Origin of the sequence: Lactobacillus sp. HBUAS51381 (assembly GCF_012641095.1) — a bacterium.
Taxonomy (GTDB): domain Bacteria; phylum Bacillota; class Bacilli; order Lactobacillales; family Lactobacillaceae; genus Levilactobacillus.
In genome coordinates, this window is sequence record NZ_JAAVSC010000044.1 from 1 (window position 1) to 16402 (window position 16402).

13 protein-coding genes and 2 pseudogenes are annotated in these 16402 nt (G+C 51.9%); 5 read left to right on the plus strand and 10 right to left on the minus strand.

All coding sequences use genetic code 11. The features are described 5' to 3' along the window. Positions 1–395 precede the first annotated feature (395 nt). The 6 genes from HEQ50_RS11505 to fabV all read right to left on the minus strand — a co-directional run bounded on the left by HEQ50_RS11505 (position 396) and on the right by fabV (position 8085). Entirely contained in the window at positions 396–2543 is a 2148-nt protein-coding gene (locus tag HEQ50_RS11505) for a WxL domain-containing protein (RefSeq protein WP_168900644.1), read from the minus strand. 397 nt (positions 2544–2940) lie between these two features. Continuing rightward, a complete protein-coding gene (locus HEQ50_RS11510; RefSeq protein ID WP_168900645.1) occupies positions 2941–3603 on the minus strand; it encodes a hypothetical protein in 663 nt (220 codons plus the stop codon). A gap of 257 nt (positions 3604–3860) precedes the next feature. Next, the gene (locus HEQ50_RS11515) at positions 3861–5231 is read right to left on the minus strand and encodes an amino acid permease (RefSeq protein ID WP_168900646.1); all 1371 of its coding nucleotides are present in this window, start codon (positions 5229–5231) and stop codon (positions 3861–3863) included. A 357-nt stretch (positions 5232–5588) separates the two neighbouring features. Then, a complete protein-coding gene (locus tag HEQ50_RS11520) occupies positions 5589–6107 on the minus strand; it encodes a GNAT family N-acetyltransferase (protein ID WP_168900647.1) in 519 nt (172 codons plus the stop codon). 28 nt (positions 6108–6135) lie between these two features. Next, positions 6136–6579: a flavodoxin domain-containing protein gene (locus HEQ50_RS11525; protein ID WP_168900648.1), complete on the minus strand. Its 444-nt coding sequence runs from the start codon at positions 6577–6579 to the stop codon at positions 6136–6138. 315 nt (positions 6580–6894) lie between these two features. After that, positions 6895–8085, minus strand: coding sequence for an enoyl-[acyl-carrier-protein] reductase FabV (fabV, locus tag HEQ50_RS11530; RefSeq protein WP_168900649.1), 1191 nt, complete (start codon positions 8083–8085; stop codon positions 6895–6897). A 195-nt stretch (positions 8086–8280) separates the two neighbouring features. Here fabV and HEQ50_RS11535 point away from each other — a divergent pair, with 195 nt between their 5' ends. Beyond that, entirely contained in the window at positions 8281–8517 is a 237-nt protein-coding gene (locus tag HEQ50_RS11535) for a hypothetical protein (protein ID WP_168900650.1), read from the plus strand. A gap of 600 nt (positions 8518–9117) precedes the next feature. Here HEQ50_RS11535 and HEQ50_RS11540 read toward each other — a convergent pair. The 4 genes from HEQ50_RS11540 to HEQ50_RS11555 form a co-directional block, all read right to left on the minus strand. After that, a complete protein-coding gene (locus tag HEQ50_RS11540) occupies positions 9118–10116 on the minus strand; it encodes a tRNA-dihydrouridine synthase (protein WP_168900651.1) in 999 nt (332 codons plus the stop codon). Between the two features lie 147 nt (positions 10117–10263). Continuing rightward, positions 10264–11232 carry a DUF4097 family beta strand repeat-containing protein gene (locus HEQ50_RS11545; protein ID WP_168900652.1) on the minus strand — a complete coding sequence of 323 codons (969 nt, stop codon included), beginning with the start codon at positions 11230–11232 and terminating at the stop codon, positions 10264–10266. Further along, positions 11229–11867, minus strand: a complete 639-nt coding sequence (locus HEQ50_RS11550) for a DUF1700 domain-containing protein (RefSeq protein ID WP_168900653.1) — start codon at positions 11865–11867, stop codon at positions 11229–11231. The genes HEQ50_RS11545 and HEQ50_RS11550 overlap by 4 nt, the downstream gene beginning before the upstream one ends. Next, complete coding sequence (locus HEQ50_RS11555; RefSeq protein WP_168900654.1) at positions 11860–12177, minus strand: PadR family transcriptional regulator; 318 nt, start codon at positions 12175–12177, stop codon at positions 11860–11862. Before HEQ50_RS11555 ends, HEQ50_RS11550 begins: the two co-directional genes overlap by 8 nt. A gap of 258 nt (positions 12178–12435) precedes the next feature. Here HEQ50_RS11555 and HEQ50_RS11560 point away from each other — a divergent pair. The 4 genes and pseudogenes from HEQ50_RS11560 to HEQ50_RS11575 form a co-directional block, all read left to right on the plus strand. After that, a pseudogene (locus tag HEQ50_RS11560) lies at positions 12436–12993 on the plus strand (cysteine hydrolase family protein). A gap of 158 nt (positions 12994–13151) precedes the next feature. Beyond that, complete coding sequence (locus HEQ50_RS11565) at positions 13152–13682, plus strand: helix-turn-helix transcriptional regulator (protein WP_168900655.1); 531 nt, start codon at positions 13152–13154, stop codon at positions 13680–13682. Positions 13683–14132: 450 nt separating this feature from the next. Beyond that, a complete protein-coding gene (locus HEQ50_RS11570; protein ID WP_168900656.1) occupies positions 14133–14960 on the plus strand; it encodes an ABC transporter permease subunit in 828 nt (275 codons plus the stop codon). 79 nt (positions 14961–15039) lie between these two features. After that, positions 15040–15675 (plus strand): annotated as a pseudogene (locus tag HEQ50_RS11575) (ABC transporter ATP-binding protein); the annotation flags it as partial. Positions 15676–16402: the final 727 nt, after the last annotated feature.

A 16402-nucleotide genomic window follows, 5' to 3' on the forward strand; every position in this document is an offset into this window, starting at 1 on the left:
GGCTGACGGCTCAAAGCGAGGGAAAAGACAGCACTTTGGCTTTTCCCGATCCTTCCCACAGCGATCCAGACCAAATTTGGCGAACGGTAAGGCGGCCAGCACGCGACGATCATATTATCATGGTTGTTATCCTTGTCACATCAGGGAGTCTAGCCATTTTCAGCATTCTATTTCCCAGAGACAACAAAAGACCCGGGCGTTATCCCAGGTCTTTCAGGCTTTGGTGAAACTTAACTTATTGTTGGTTTTCGTTGCCAATAGTTGCTTATTCGGTCGGACGATTTAGAGGTGTCCTGCCAAACTAATTGTCTGTGATTGTTGTTTGTGCCGATATCGCGGTGTTGTTAGCCCAAATGGTCAGCTGTCCCCCATTGCTGAGGACCCATCTGGCATCATCATTGCGGTGCATCTTCCAGTGTCCACGTGAGTTGTCCCGTGTATTCACCGGCCGCCGTTCCCTTTTCAACGCCCAAAAGAACGCCGGTCTGATGGGACCACTGCGCAGCCACATCAAATTTGCCGTCGCGCGTTTCAGCCATCGTGTGCGTCATAATCGCCGTCGGTGTCGCACCAATCGGCGTAATCCCATCCGGCGTCACGTAGAGTGGTCCTCCGTTAAGTGTGGCGCCGTGACGCGCAACAAAGGGGGTAGCTTGGACCATTAACGTCCACTGTGAGCCACGCCCACGCGTATCTTGAACAACCAACTGCCAATCACCCTCTCTATGAACCAACTGACTTCGACCCGTCAGCGTACTGGCTTCAAACTGCTCATTTGTCGAAACGGAACTGAGCTTCAATTCTCCCCTCACGTGAATGGTCACCGTGACGAGATTGGATTCACTGCCATCCGCCGTCAGCGCTCTGAAGGTTAGAGTATTGGTTCCAGCACGTAATTTAGCTGGCGATATCGGGAGATCAAAGGTCCCATCGTCGCGCGGCGAAATCGCGGGTAATCCCACGCCATTCAAGGTCGGGCTAACTTTAACTGTTGGCCTCGCTGCCAGCGTTGTGACCGTCACCTTTCCCCGAATCGTGGTCCCCTCCTGCGGGTTCAGCGCAACCGTTTGTCCACTGGTCACAGCTAGATCCAAGTCAACACTCGGATTAATCGAAAAGGCTGGGGTCTCGAGCGTTCGTACCAAGGCGTTGGATGAGAAAATGCTGGACTCGCGAGCAACCTCGGTCGTCTTGGCCACAGAAGCCACGCGCCCAGTTAGACGAATCGTCGCCTCAGGGTAGGCACTGTCCATCGCGTAACCTAACTCGGTTCGTAATTGCTGGTTCGAAATGTCTTTAACGTCCAACGTCTCGGGTTGTCGATCGCCACTATACGTGATCTCGGCTTCCTCGAATTCAATAAACTTGGGTAACTTCAGATCGGCCACAATACTTGACCACGGCTGTCGACCATCACGATAGTTCAGGTGATAGTCTAAACGCACGCGATTGTTAGCGACCGTCTCGCCCTGATCCTTGATTTCTCGTTTCAGCGTCAAATCCGTCAGCGTGGTTTTCGTCTCCGCGTCAATGGTTCCCGGCGTATTCTCGAAAACCACCAGATTGTGGTGCCACTTATTCCCCGCAGCACTGGTCAGCCCCCAACGAACCCGACCCTTGTGTTGACTTCCCGGGTCGAGTAACCGCGGATCAAGCCGGACCGTCTGATGAATTCCTTCTTGACGGTCATCGGTCTGGGGATCCCGGTCGTTAAACGCATAGGAGATCGTTTCCGCGGCGGCGTTCCACTGAATCGTGACATGGTGCCACTGCCCGTTCGACAGGAATCCCGGATCAGTCGTATTCGCAATCAGGCCATTGTGTTTAAGCCCATAATAGTATTTATCATGGGGGATTATGCCCCCCCAATAATCCTTATCCACATACTGATGATACGTCACAGCTTCTCCCGGGTAGGCCGAAGCAATATGGTTACCCGAGTACCCAATATCAAACGAATTGGCCTGGCCTGGTGCATGTTCACCAGTCTTATTATTCGTTTCCGTATCGAATTCCAACGCCCAGCTATTTTGAATTGCCGTTGCGGCGAGCGCCCTGTTCTGTTGTTGGCTAGGATTCTTATCAACGCCCCAGACCCCCAGCGTCTCCGCCAAGGGACCGTAACGTTCAAAGGTTGGACTGGCGGCAAGGCCCCGTGCGTCATTTTGGAGGACGAACGCCATACCGCCGCCACCGTTATCGCCCTTATCACCAAGATACAGCCACATCGAGACCGTTTCATCTTTATTTAAATCAAAGTAGTTGTCCGTTTTCGACCAAATTGACCCAAATTGATTGGCACCGTTCGTCAGCGAAACTGCTTGCGTATCCGGTGCGACGGGATTCGTTGTGTCAACGACAGTGGCGGTGTTCATGCCAGCTGTTCCCAGAGTCATTATGGTATCCGTCTTGTTCAATAGAATCCCCCGTGGGGCAGTTGCCAACGCGTGGGTGTAATCACTATCGGCATGGGCGAGCACTCTAGTACTCAAGGTCAGTGCTAGCAGAATCAAGCCAGCACTTAGCCACTGTCTAATCAACATCAGTCCTCCTTACATCACGTCATGTTATCTGGTAGCAGTCAATTGTGAGTCACCGCAATCACGCACCGCCTCGCGTTGTCGATAGGACATACCGCTTCATCACCGATTTATCTCGAGAAAATCCAAATGCGGCCATTTTCAGATGGCCATCAGCTTTCCTCTCGTTAAGTCATCTAAACGCCAGAAGCGCGCGTTCGCCCGCCAACACAATCGACGCCGCCATTTGCTGACTTTGCCTCATCATTCAACGTTGACCAACGCTCATCTCCTCATTATCGGCTTTAGCTAAACGTTGTTGTGACGTGTTGACGCCAGTAACGTGCTTGATTCACTAGAAGATGATACCTGCTGGCAACTAAAAAGGCCAGCATTTCGCCGACCTTTCGTATCTAGCCATTTATTGATGAAAATCAGCCACCGTTAAGCCGCTTAATTGGTTCAACCACTGGGACGTTTCTGCCGCCGTTCCAGAGGTTATTTGAAAGCCTAACGGGGTAAATAGAGCCGCCACCGCTGTCCATTGAAGGTGCCCGGCAACTAAAAAGCTGGCGGTCAGTTGCTCACGCTGCTTAGCCGTCACCGGAATAGCACTAACCGTCAATAAGTTATCCGCCAATTGATTGGCAATTAGCTGCTGCCAATCTGCCATCGACAGCGGATTAATGATTTGGCGGGGGTGGGACAGGGGCAAGACGGGGCCCTCTCGTCGTAAAAACTTCTGCCAATGTTCGGCCTGACCGGCTAGCAGGCCGTAGAACTGCCAAGGCACCTGATTACCAATTCGTTGGAGCGTGGTCGTCGTTAAGGCCGTCACGTCCCATTGAATCTGCGCCTCGCCTTGGGCTAACGCTGTCTGCAGCCACTCGCTAAAGAACCGCTGAATGGTCGCGTCCACCACGGGTGGTAGCTGACTTCCCTGAACCAAGTGGTAACGTCCCAACAAGAAATCCTCGACTTGATCCCAGTGAATTGTCCGACTCGTTTGTTGTTGCTTCCGGCGGCGAATCTGCCGCAACTGCTTGAGGCGGCTTGATTTACCATAATTTCCTGGACGACTCATACGCGCCCCTCCCTCGTTTTATAGTCAACTTTCAATTGGCGAAATAGACACCTGAAAGCCTCATCTTTAACCGTTAATCCTTCGAAAAGTGCCGTCACCTGACCTCAGAATACTTTACATTATAGCAGACTGACGGCTAAAGGTTGCCGCTCTCCTTTAGTCTATCTTTTTCAATTGGCCAAATCCTAACCCAATCCAAAAAGCCAGCCGCTCGGATTCCCCTATCAGGAACCACAATTGGCTGACTCAGTAATGACCTAAAGGGTCTTTTCATCCTTCTCATGTGGCTGATACTTTCTGAAGTAGATGAGGGTCATCACGGCCAGGAAGACAACGCCTACCAGAATGGACACCCGCGTCTCGGGATTCAGGAACATAAAGATCAGTGTAATCGCCAAGAAGACCAACGTCACGTAATTGGACCACGGCGCAAATGGCATCTTGAACGGATGATTCGCCATTTCATGTGGATTTTGCTTACGGAATTCAATCTCACTAATCAGAATCACGAACCACGGCACCATGCCGGGAAGCACACTGGAACTGTAGACCATCACGAAGATTTGGCTGGCATCCTTAAAGAACATCGGCAAAACGACATTTAACACAACCCCAATGCCAATCCCAAGGGAAATCGCAATCACGGCGTACACCGGTACCCCATGACGGTTCAACAGCGTCACCTTGCGCGGCAACTGCTTCTTTTCCGCCAAGGTGAAGGCCATTCGGCTCGCACTGTAAATCCCGGAGTTGGACCCGGACAAGGCAGCGGTAATCACCACGAAGTTAATGATGGAGGCCGCGGCGGTAATCCCAATTTTGGCAAAGGTTTGGACGAACGGTGACCCAATCTGATTCAACTGATCCCACGGATAGATGCTGACAATCACGAAGATTGCCCCCACGTAAAAAATCAAGATCCGCGCAACGGTCGACCGAATCGCCGTTACCAACGTGTGTTGCGGGTTCTCCGCCTCACCGGCCGTGACCCCAATCAGTTCGATTCCCTGATAGGATGCCAGCACGATGGCTAACGCAAAGATAAAGCCCTTGGCGCCACCCGTGAAGAAACCCCCGTGGGTCCATAGATTACTAATCCCAACGGCCACGCCATGGTTGCCAAAGCCAAAGAGGATGACCCCTAAGCCGGCAATGATCATCAAGACAATCGTCACCACTTTGATGAGGGCGAACCAGAACTCCAATTCCCCAAACATTTTCACCGAAATTAAGTTGGCAATACATAGGAAGGTAATCGCCACTAATCCCGGAATCCAGTCCGGCAGGTTCGGCCACCAGAAGCGAAAATAACCGCCCAAGGCAATCATTTCACTCATCCCCACCACGATAAATTGGAAGATGTTACTCCACGCGGTAAGATACCCAAAAACGGGATGCATATATTCGGAAGCAAACGTTGAAAACGACCCGGTTGTCGGGTGGACATATAACATTTCGCCCAGGGCCCGCATAATTAAGTAGAGAAAAATACCAGAAATAATATAAGCGATGAGGACGGAAGGTCCCGTCCACTTGATTGTGGAACCAGACCCCATAAATAATCCAACGCCGATCGTACCGCCCAACGCAATCATCTGCATTTGGCGGGCGCTTAGTCTTCTCTGCAATCTAATTCCTTCTTTCTATCCCTATGTAAGGATTATTTCATCAATTTGGTTAACTTTAAACTGCGCCAAAACCGTGATTTATCGCCATTTACGACGAAAATATTACGGTAGCTGATTGTCACCAGATTAAAAGTATATGAGAATATGCTACCTGGTTCTGGGTAAATAAGCAACTTCTTTTTACGTTTTTCTTCTGTTCGTTCCCAAAATCTATACACAATTATGCCGCAACACCAGCGTTTATTCAAATTGACTGCATAAAAAAAGAAGTCGCCGCCAGCGTCAGGCCGGTAACGGCTTCTCTCCAAATTTATTTTCACTGCGCCCAAAATTTTCGAACAGTAAGACATCAGGTGGCTAGATCAATTTCTCGTAGACGAAGCAGACATCTGCTGGATGGTAGACGCCATCGATCTGACCAACCTTCTGGAAGCCAAACTTTTCAATCAGGTGTTGCATCTTCAGATTATCCCGGTGGGTATCAATCCGAATACTCTGTGCTTCGGGGTGGTGTTCATCAATGTAGGTGAACAGGTCCCGGAACAATTGCGAGGCGTAGCCGTTCCCCTGGTGATGGGAGAAGATGGCTACCCGGTGAACCGTCACGTATTTAGAGGTTTCCTTTAGCCATTCGCCCTTCATCGTATCGTAAGCGTGGTCCGGTGATTCGATGACGGCCGCGACCCCCAAGGTTTCGTGGTCATCACTATTGTAGATGACAGCGCGACCATCCTCGATATCACCTTCAATGACGGCGCGGTTCGGATAGTTATTCTGCCATTGATCGATACCGGCATCGGCCAGTTGCTTCTTGCCATCTTCGATAATGTCACAGACTAAGTCAATTTCTTCTGGTTTTGCTTTACGTAAATACATGCTCGTTTCACCTCGTTAATTTTTCCGATTACTCTAAACTCTTTAGCACGCGTTGGGCCAGTTGATCCACGCGCGCCCAGTCGGCCTCATCCGGATCCTGATCGATCTTAACGGAATCAGCGACTTGTTCCCCATTGCTTGAGTTGAGCTGCATCGTGAAATAATCCACGGCACGGCCAAAGTGCAGGTGTTTCTTGGAACTTGACCCCAGCACGGCAAACTTCGTCCGTTCCAAATCAAGCTCTTTTAAGTCCGCAAAGAAGTCCTGCGCTTCATCGGGTAAATCGCCATCATGGTAGGTGTAGCTCACCACAATCACGGCGTCGGCTTGCGTCAAATCAAAGGCATCGGCCTGTGAAATTTCGGTGACGACCGTTTGGGCGCGAGAGGCTAATTGTGCCTGTAAATGACCGGCAATCGCTTGGTTACGGCCGGACATGCTAGCAAAGATAATCTGAATATTGGGTGTCATAAGTCCTGTGTTCTCCTTAAGCTTTAAGTGTTAATGGGCATTGACCAAGGTGCACAACGGTTAAGGACACCTTGCACGGTTAGGTTGTGCCGAATTTCTTTAACGCCCACCCCTCCTTTTAACGGGTTGGGCGCTATAGACTGCTGAGTATTATAGACCTTTTTTCGTTGATTCCCTAGCAAAAAGACGCGGCTCTCAGGAACTTCTCATTGACCCCGCTTACATAAGCAGGACCGCCAAAAGGCATCACTGACGGCTTATCGTCACTTCACATCCCCTAAATAAAGCGAACGGCCAAACCGTTGCTACCAAATTCTAATACACCAAATGCGCCAGCTCGGCCGGGTCAAACTCTGGCGCCACACCAGGAACGTCGAACCCGCTTAATTGGCGAAATTCACGCCGATAAGCTGAGTAGCCCGGCATCGTGGTCGTAAACTTTTCTGGCGTCATCGTTGGGAGCAGCGCCTCAACCGCGCGTTGCGTGGCCGATGTGAGTTCGCGGCCATCCGGACGAAGGCGCCCTTGGTCATCCACCTGGCGTTGCGAGCCATACACCATGTCCCGAAACAGGCGATCCTGATGTTCCACGACGGTTTCATGTGTCCCTTGCGCCTGTTCCACCGCCAGTAGCGCCATCATGTACCGTGAGAATCCCGGAATCACCGCGGAGGCCTTGGTCACAGCCGATCGGTTAACGCTAATCAACGCCTCGCCACCACTGGGTGCCAGCCCCTGATTGAGCCGCCGCGCACTGGCCTCAGCCGCCCGTTTGGCCCGCCCCAGCGTGCCATCGTGATAAATGGCCGCCGTCGCTGCGGGGCCTTCATAGGAGAACAGGATGGTCTTGCAGTTGGACGCCAGAACGCCGGCATCCCGAAGTGTCTTCACCCAAAGCTCCCAATCTTCACCGCCCATGACGTGCGTGGTCGCCGCAATTTCCGCAGGTGTGGCCGGCGCTACCGTTTGCTCCACTAATTTTTCACGTTCCAGATCAAGTGAAAAGTCCGTCACTGTCTGGCCAATCGGCTTGATGACGGATCGCCAAACCTCATCCGGATTGGCGGGATTCACGCGTTTGGGGGCCGCAATCGAATAGACCAGTAAGTCGATGGGCGTCGTCAACTCCTGGCGAACGTAGTCAATGACGAGGCGTTTCGTGCTGGGCAAGAATGCATTGGCGTTGAAGTTCTGGACCGTTAACCCCGCACGTTCGGCCGCCCGCTTGAAATACACCTGATTCCACCAACCAGTCGCACCGAGAAACTCATCCTGAGGCGGCCGCGCATAGCCAACAGAAATGGTCGTTGCGCCCTGACCAAATGCCGCGGTAATCCGGCTCCCCAGTCCATAGCTGGCCGATCCACCCAGAATCAAGGCACATTTGGCCCCCGCGTAGTGGCCCCGGGACCGAACCGTTTTAATCTGCTGTTCCAACCGGCGTTCCAGTCCATGAGGATTTACCGACCGTGAAACAGTGCCCGTTATTTTTTCTGCCAATTGCATCACTGTCACCGTACTTTCCGTTTTTCTCTAATTTAGCACTTTTCTTTTGGAAGCGATACCTTCATCTTGCTACCAGTCTTTAGCGCGAAACACCGTGTTCTCAGGCTAAAATTAATAGTTGTTTCTCCAAACCAACTTCGGTATGATGGTTAAGTTGCACCACACATTCGGTATAAATAAGGGAGAAATTACAAGATGTTTAAGAGCAAACTCGCAAAGTCACTTATCGCATTAATCGCCGTGATCATCGTCGCTATCGCTGTTCCAGCCGCTTTGGGAGCCAACAACGCCCAGGCCGCCGATGAACAAACCACGACCACCACGCAACAACAAAACGCGAAACTTTCCGATACGCAAAAGAAACTGGTCAAGGCTGCCAACGACGAAGCAGCTGCCACGACTGGCCAATTCTCGGTAATGACCAACAACTAATCCATAGTAACGCCGCGACTGCTCGTGTGAGTAGCGCGGCGTTTTTTGTCGCCACTATCTGCAGGTTTAAAGGTAAAGCACATGGCGTAGCAAGTCTAGCGACTATATTATGATACGTTAGGCGCGTACTGGCCGCCTTACCGTTCGCCAAATTTGGTCTGGAACGCGGTGGGCAGGACGGAAAAAGCCAAAAACCTGTCTTTTTCCTCGCTTTGAGCCGAAAATCACGTCTCAAAGACGCCAGTTTCCAAGTAAAACCACTTGAAAACTCCCACGGCTGAGACCAAATTTGGCTCACTCACGGCTACATGAGATGTTACCCATTAAAATGACGTTGCCATCCCAGCAATATTACCGCACGTTTCGTGGTTCTCACCTAATATAACTGGAAGTGGTCAGAGATGCAGTCCCCCGAGCCGGAACCTCTGGCAGACGCAGATATTTTAATGGCCATGAACCTTGTCAGCTGGAAATTGGACCGTATTCAAGCACTTCACACCTTTTAATGACATTGCTTTCTACTCACCAATAACCGCTCCCAGCAAAGAGGGCGTCAACCCACAACGAGTTGACGCCCTCTTAGTTTGTTTTTTCATAAAATTATTTCGTAAACTCGGAGTCCGCCAACAACTGCCGAACCTCGTCCGTGGTGTGGGTCTCCATCATGGCATTCCGCAAGCTGGCCGCATTGGGTTCGCTCCGAACGTAAATCTTGAAGAACCGCTTAAGCGAGGCGAACCGTGACGTATCAAACCGCTTTTCGAAATCATCATAGAGATCGAGTTGATAGTTTAATAGACTCAGTAGTTCCTTAACGTCATGATGACGCGGCGTCTTCTCAAAAGCAAAGGGACTGGTGAAGATGCCGCGACCAATCATGATTCCATCCACACCGGGGTGGGCTCTAGCCAGCGCGAGTCCCTCTTGGTAATTTTCAATGTCCCCATTTAATTGGAGCAAGGTATCCGGGGCCAGTTCATCACGTAATTTCACGATGTCATCAATTAATTCATAGTGCGCGGGTACCCGGCTCATTTCCTTCTTCGTTCGCAGGTGAATCGTCAACAGTGGAATATCCTGTTGGAAGAGGAACGTGAGCCAGTCACGCCATTCGTCCAGCCGACTGTAGCCCAACCGTGTCTTCACACTCACGGGGAGTCCCGCCGTCTTGGCACCCGCAATGACGGCCGCCGCACTATCGAAATTGCGAATCAGGTCGCTACCGCCGTGGTTCTTGATAACCGTGGAATCCGGGCACCCCATATTGAGGTCAATGGCTTCATAGCCGCGTTCTTTAACGTTGGCCGCCGCTCGGGCAAAGGCATCGCCGTCGTTGCCCCACAACTGGGCCACCGGCATGTGCGCTTCTTCGGGGGCCACGTAAAGCCGCCCCTGAACGGTGAATTTAGCCTTGGGATGGGTTACACTGATGGCGTTGGTAAATTCGGTGAAGAAAACATCGGGTGCCGCCGCCCGCGCGACGACCCGCCGAAAGATGGCGTTGGTCACCGCCTCCATGGGGGCTAGGCTGAAGAAGGGCCGATCTTCGGCCTGGGCGTGCTTCGCAATGTTTTGCCAGTAAGATGATGAATCAGACACGATAAAATCTCCTCTAATACTTGTATTTGATGTTTAATCCGGTTTAAAGCAGTCATTACATTCTACCACGTTTCCCCGTAGAAGCTAGTGAAAAAGAGCTGTGCTCCCCAGCACAACTCCTTCGATCATCTAGACTAGCCGCCAGCGCTATTGTCCGTTAGCGACCCGAATATCCCCGTCATTCGTTCGCAATTGGTACTGGGCCGAAGCTGACTGTCGTAACCAGTAACCGCTCCGTCGATTCTTCCCCTGAACCGTAATATCACTCATATCGGCGTCCTTGGCCAGCACCTTGGCGCCGGCAGACTTGCCAATATAGGCGTGAATGTCGCCATCATTGGTGAAGACCTTCAGTCGTTTACTTAATTGGTTCTGTTGTAAATGAATATCGCCATCGCTTGAATCAATGCGACCGCCCCCTAAATGGGTCTCCGATAACCTGATATCCCCGTCAGCCGTCGACAATTGATTGTCTACCGCGGCTAAATGACTATTGGACACCCCAATGTCCCCGTCATCCGTGTTGATTCTTAACTTCTTGGCTGTAATCTGATCGGCCCAAATATCGCCATCGGTGGACTTAACCGTCAACGCACGCGCAATCTTTAAGTCCATCAATTCAATCTCATCACTACTCTGAATTGTCATTTGCTTGGCCTGCAACGTGCGTAATGAGACCTTGCCGCTCCCCTTCTTAACTGTCAGATTATCCAGTTGTTTACCACGGGGAACCGTCACGAGAACCCCGCCATTCGTGGTCCCGCTGTCTGAAAGCCCAAATACCGTGAAGCTCTCATGTTGCATCGCTTGACCACCCGTGATGGTCAAAGTTTGCTTGGAGACATCCACCGAAGGCAAGTCCTTGAGACCGTCCACATAGCTTACCGTAACGCGGTTAGTGTCGCCCACCTTAATCGTGACCGGCGCCTTGGCATCAACGACGATCTGGTGATAATCCCCCGGCCGAAAACTTTTCTTGACCTTTTGTACCGTCTTAAAACCGCGGGTATCGCGATTCCACACCACGGATTTATCACCATGGTTCATCCAGCCAACCCCAAACAGAACTGCCCCTAAGATCATTAAGGTTAACCCAATCTTCACACTGCGCTTCATAACTTCCGCCCCCGTTCTGCCCGACTACGTGGAATAAAGCGCCGATAAATCCCCTTCGCCGCCCACGACAAGGCCCAGACAATTTTACTCCCCAGCCATTTCAACAGTAGCCAGCCTAACAAGCTAGCCCCTAAGGCAAATAACCCGATGCCGAGGTAAAAGATCCCGGTCCACGGCGTCTGCCAGATGACAAACAGTGCGGCCACACAGCACATGATGCCGACCGCGATAACACTCAGAAATACCGCCAAGGCCGCCACAATCAGGCTCCCCAGCACCGCAATCATCGCAAATAATAAGGCGGCCACAACAATTAGGATGGGAATCGTGACGGGCGTTGACAACAGGGCCAACACAATTAGCCAAACCGTTCTAACGTTGTTCTTTGCCGCTTGCGCCGTGGCCCGCGATGTCTGGGTCGTCCCCTGTTGGCTCTGCTCACTCAGCCGAATGGAGTAATCCGCCAACACTTTCCGTGCCAAAGACTTGGGCGTTCCCAGCTCATCAACGGCTTGCTGGTAAGTCTCCAGGCCCGCGTCCATTAAGTATTCGCGGTAATATTCTACCACGTCTTGTTGTTCACCCGTGGTCAGCTGCCCGATCAGCCGTTCCACTTCCTTGATGTAATCATTCATGCGTGTTCCCCTCCAATAGTTGGGCAATGGCTTGACTGAAATCCTGCCAGTCGCCTTGAATCTCCTTTAGTCGGTCGCGACCACTATCGGTTAACCGGTAATACCGGCGATTCCGTCCCTGAAACGGCTCATCATAGGTTTCCAGCCAGCCATTTTTCTTTAGTCGTCGCAATACGGGATACAGCGTTGATTCCGAGATCGGCAAGAGCTGCCGGACTTCCTGTGTCAAGGTGTATCCGTAGTGGTCCTGCTGCGTCAGTAAACCCAGCACACTACCATCAAGGAGTTCGGTCGGTACCTGAATGGCCATACGCTTTCCTCCTCACAATATTATACGCGATATAATATGAATTCACCAATAGTATACGAGAGGGGCCCGTGGATGTCAATCTTTTTTGGAGTTTCTTTTATAAATAACCCTCTACCGCAACCCCCTTCCCCGGCAGTCGCTGACTGGAAAAATTATTAATTAAGTTCGCGTAGTTATTAATATTTAAATGGCCACTGGCGTTGACAACCCCGGCAACTGTCGGCATACTAACCCCAATCAGGTAAGGAGAGGATAATAATGGCTAGTCAACAAGCACTATTGATCATTGATTACACGAACGATTTTGTCGCCGATAATGGGGCCTTAACCTGCGGGCAACCCGGACAGGTTTTAGCCCCTGCCATCACCACGTTAGCCGATAACTGCCGACAGGCTGGTGACTGAGTGCTCTTTCCCACGGACGTCCACACGCCGCACGACCCCTACCATCCCGAAAGTAAGCTGTTTCCACCCCACAATGTTCGGGGCACCTGGGGACGCGAGCTGTTCGGCCCGGTCAAGACGTGGTACGACCAGCACGCGGATGATTCCCAGGTTTGGTTGTTCGACAAGACCCGCTACAGCGCCTTTGCCGGGACCGATCTCGACCTGCGACTACGCGAACGCCACGTCACTACGCTCCATTTAACCGGTGTTTGTACGGATATTTGCGTCCTGCACACGGCCGTGGACGCCTACAATCTCGGCTACCAGTTGGTGATTCATCGCGATGCCGTCGCCAGTTTTAATGCCGCCGGACATGACTGGGCATTGAACCACTTTAAAACGGCACTGGGGGCCACGATCGTCCCCTAACCATTGGGAATTTTTCGTTGCATTATGGCATGCAATCCTCCTTCTATAAAACATTACTACGCTAAATAGTCTTGGTGTAAAATCAAAACGACGACTTATCTGCGGACTATTTACCCCAAACACCGGTCACACACGATATGTGTCCCGGTGTTTTTTGATTGAAAGGAGACTTCGCCGTGCCCGAGACGATTGCCCAAGTCACAAGCGACACCACAACCTATAACGTGGTCACCGTTGCCGAAACGACCACGATTGCCGACATCCAGATTACCAGTAACCACCACTATTGGGTGTTGCCCACTGAGGATCCGAATGACCCTACAGCTTACCGTCTGCCTGAGGACGATCCCACCTATAATACCCGCCAAGACTGGATGGCCTACCGCGACCAGGTTAATTTCCTCCATCCCGATGAAGTTAAGGCGGCTCGGCAGGCGTTGAACCTGACCTTGCGGGAGACGGCCCTCATCTTGGGCATGAGCTTCAGCACGCTCAGCAATATCGAAAATAATCTGGCCCTCCAATCGTTTGATCACGAGGTCAAGCTTCGCTACCTGACCCACCCGACCTGGCTGAGAACCCTGGTACGGCAACATCGCGCCCTGATTATTGCCCGGGCGGAACAGCGACAGATTAACGCAAAACGCTTGTTGGCCAAGCTACGGCAACCCGTTTCGACGCAAAAGTAAGTTTGGATGGGCTTTCAAGTCATTCGGGTGTACGACGAGATGATGTAGCCCGAAAAGCTAGCGTTCCCCCTCGAAGATTCCAAGCCTATTGCTCTGGTTTGGGACGGTATCGTCAATTTTGTATAGCCGAAACGTGTTCCGAAAGGCAGCTAGTTGCGCTTAACCCCAATAGGCCCAAAAGCCAAGCCCGGGCTTTTAGACCTATTGACGTTAATGCTCGCTAGCTAATCGCCTTTCTCCACACTCTTTTTCTAAGAATTTCTTACCAAACACTTACCGTAACCCGATAGTTTCTCCTCCCAATTACTTGTAAACTAAGCTCTGTTGAATGGTTATGGCGTCTGTCACTTGCTTCTTACATAGACGCCTCGCCATTGAACGCCGATTGATTGCTTCCCCCAAATTGGTTGTCAATCGCCACTTACCCTTTACCCCAAGGAGGTTGAAGCCATGCAAAAATCCGTAACGCTTACGCCCACCGTTCAACCGCGAAAGGTCCGGTGGTCGCCCCCTCTCAGCCAACTGCTCCCTTTCGTCATACCGGTGGCGCTAGTCGTTGGCTGGCAGCTCAGTAGTAGTGCCGGTTGGTTGCCCAGTTCGGTGCTCCCCTCACCCTGGGCGGTCTTTCAAGACGGCATCTCCCTGACCCAATCCGGCGAATTGCCGAAGAACCTCAGCATCAGCCTCTATCGCGCGACGATGGGCTTGCTGATCGGTGGTGGCCTGGGATTCATCCTCGGTTTTACCAACGGGATGTCCAAAACCTGCCGCCTGCTCTTCGATTCGTCCATCCAAATGTTTCGGAACATTCCCCACCTGGCCCTGATCCCCCTCATCATTCTCTGGCTGGGGATTGGCGAATCCGCGAAGATTTCACTAGTGGCGATTGGGACGCTCTTTCCGGTCTACATCAACACCTACAACGGGATTCGTTCCGTTGACCCCGACTTAATTGAAATGGGTCGGTCCTATAATTTGTCCAATAATCAGCTTTTCCGGAAAATTATCTTCCCCGCCGCGCTACCCCAGATTCTCGTGGGGATTCGCTACGCCTTAGGGGTCATGTGGACCACGCTCATCGTGGCCGAGACCATCTCCGCCAGTTCGGGGATTGGCTACATGGCGACCAACGCCGAGGATTTTGTCGATATGCAGACCGTGATCTTGTGTATCGTCATTTACGCCCTGCTCGGTAAGGTGTCCGATCTCGTGGCGAAGGGCCTGGAAAGCCTGCTCTTGGACTGGCAAACGACTGGAAGGAGCGCTGCCAATGACTGAAGCCCCAGAAATTTCAATCCGTTCCCTAGAAAAACAGTACGGTACCCTCATGGCACTGCACGATGTCACGCTCACGATTCGTAGCGGCGAATTCCTCGCGCTCGTCGGAATGAGTGGTGGCGGCAAGAGTACGCTCCTACGCCTCATCGCCGGCCTAGAATCCCCCACCAGCGGCGATGTGCGTTTCGATCAGCATAGTCGCAACCACACTGTGATTCGCGTGATGTTCCAAGAAGATCGGCTTCTCCCCTGGATGACCGTCTTGGAAAACCTCTCGTTTAACAGTCGCGATGCTCAGACCCAAGCAGATGCCAAACAACTCCTCAGTTTGGTCGAACTTGGGGACTACGCCGACCACTATCCGAATCAGTTGTCCGGTGGGCAGAAACAGCGGGTGGCCCTCGCCCGCGCGTTAATGTCTCATCCCCAGGTTTTACTCCTCGATGAACCCCTGGGTGCCTTGGACGCCCTAACCCGCCGTAAAATGCAAGACCTCATCCTCAAGGTCTGCGCCCAGCAACAACTGACGACCATTTTAGTCACCCACGACGTCACCGAGGCCGCACGAATGGCCGATCGCATCGTGGTCATGAAGCACAGCACCAACTATGTAGAAATGGCGGGCCCCACCGATCATCAAGACGGTCGGCAAGTTGGAGCCGTGGCCGAAGACGTCCTCAACGCCATCCTCCACGACCAGCCGCAAACCGCTTAGCTTCACCCCTCTATGTTTCGAAAGCACCACTCCTCCTCTAAAAACCCTAAACGCCCTAGTCAGTTTCCCCGCTGACTAGGGCGTTTAGGGTTTCATGCTGAGTTTAAAAATGTCAGAACACTGATTGACTGCCAACCCGCAAGTCCTTAACCTAAAAATGGCAAACTTTTTTGGACAAACGTGCAACAAAATCGCCCATTTTTACATTAGTAATAAGTAACGGGACTAATTTAGGGTCACACTCCTAAAGGTTAAAAGTTCACGAACACGCTCCAGCCCCCAGCTGATAAGGCTTATCGCCATTAATTTAGTCATCAACGACCACCTGCGGCTGCCAGAGATTTCGGCGCTGTGGGGACTGCCTGCGGCCTGAGGAACGGTCCTCCGGCTCGGTTTGAAGCCTGATAAAAACCATCAGTCTCCAAACACGTCCCGCGCTGTAAGCTGTTGCACAGCTACCACCGCTGTCACGGCTGCCCCCGGTTACGATGGTTGAAGCCTACTAAGTATGCGGCGACATCGCTGGTATGGCAACGTTTTGCCAGTTTAATTGGATACATCTCATGTAGCCGTGAGTGAGTTAAATTTGGTCTCAGCCGTGGGATTTACCAAGCGATTTTTCTTGGTAAAATGGCGTCTTTGAGACGCGGGCTGACGGCTCAAAGCGAGGGAAAAGACAGCACTTTGGCTTTTCCCGATCCTTCCCACAGCGATCCAGACCAAATTT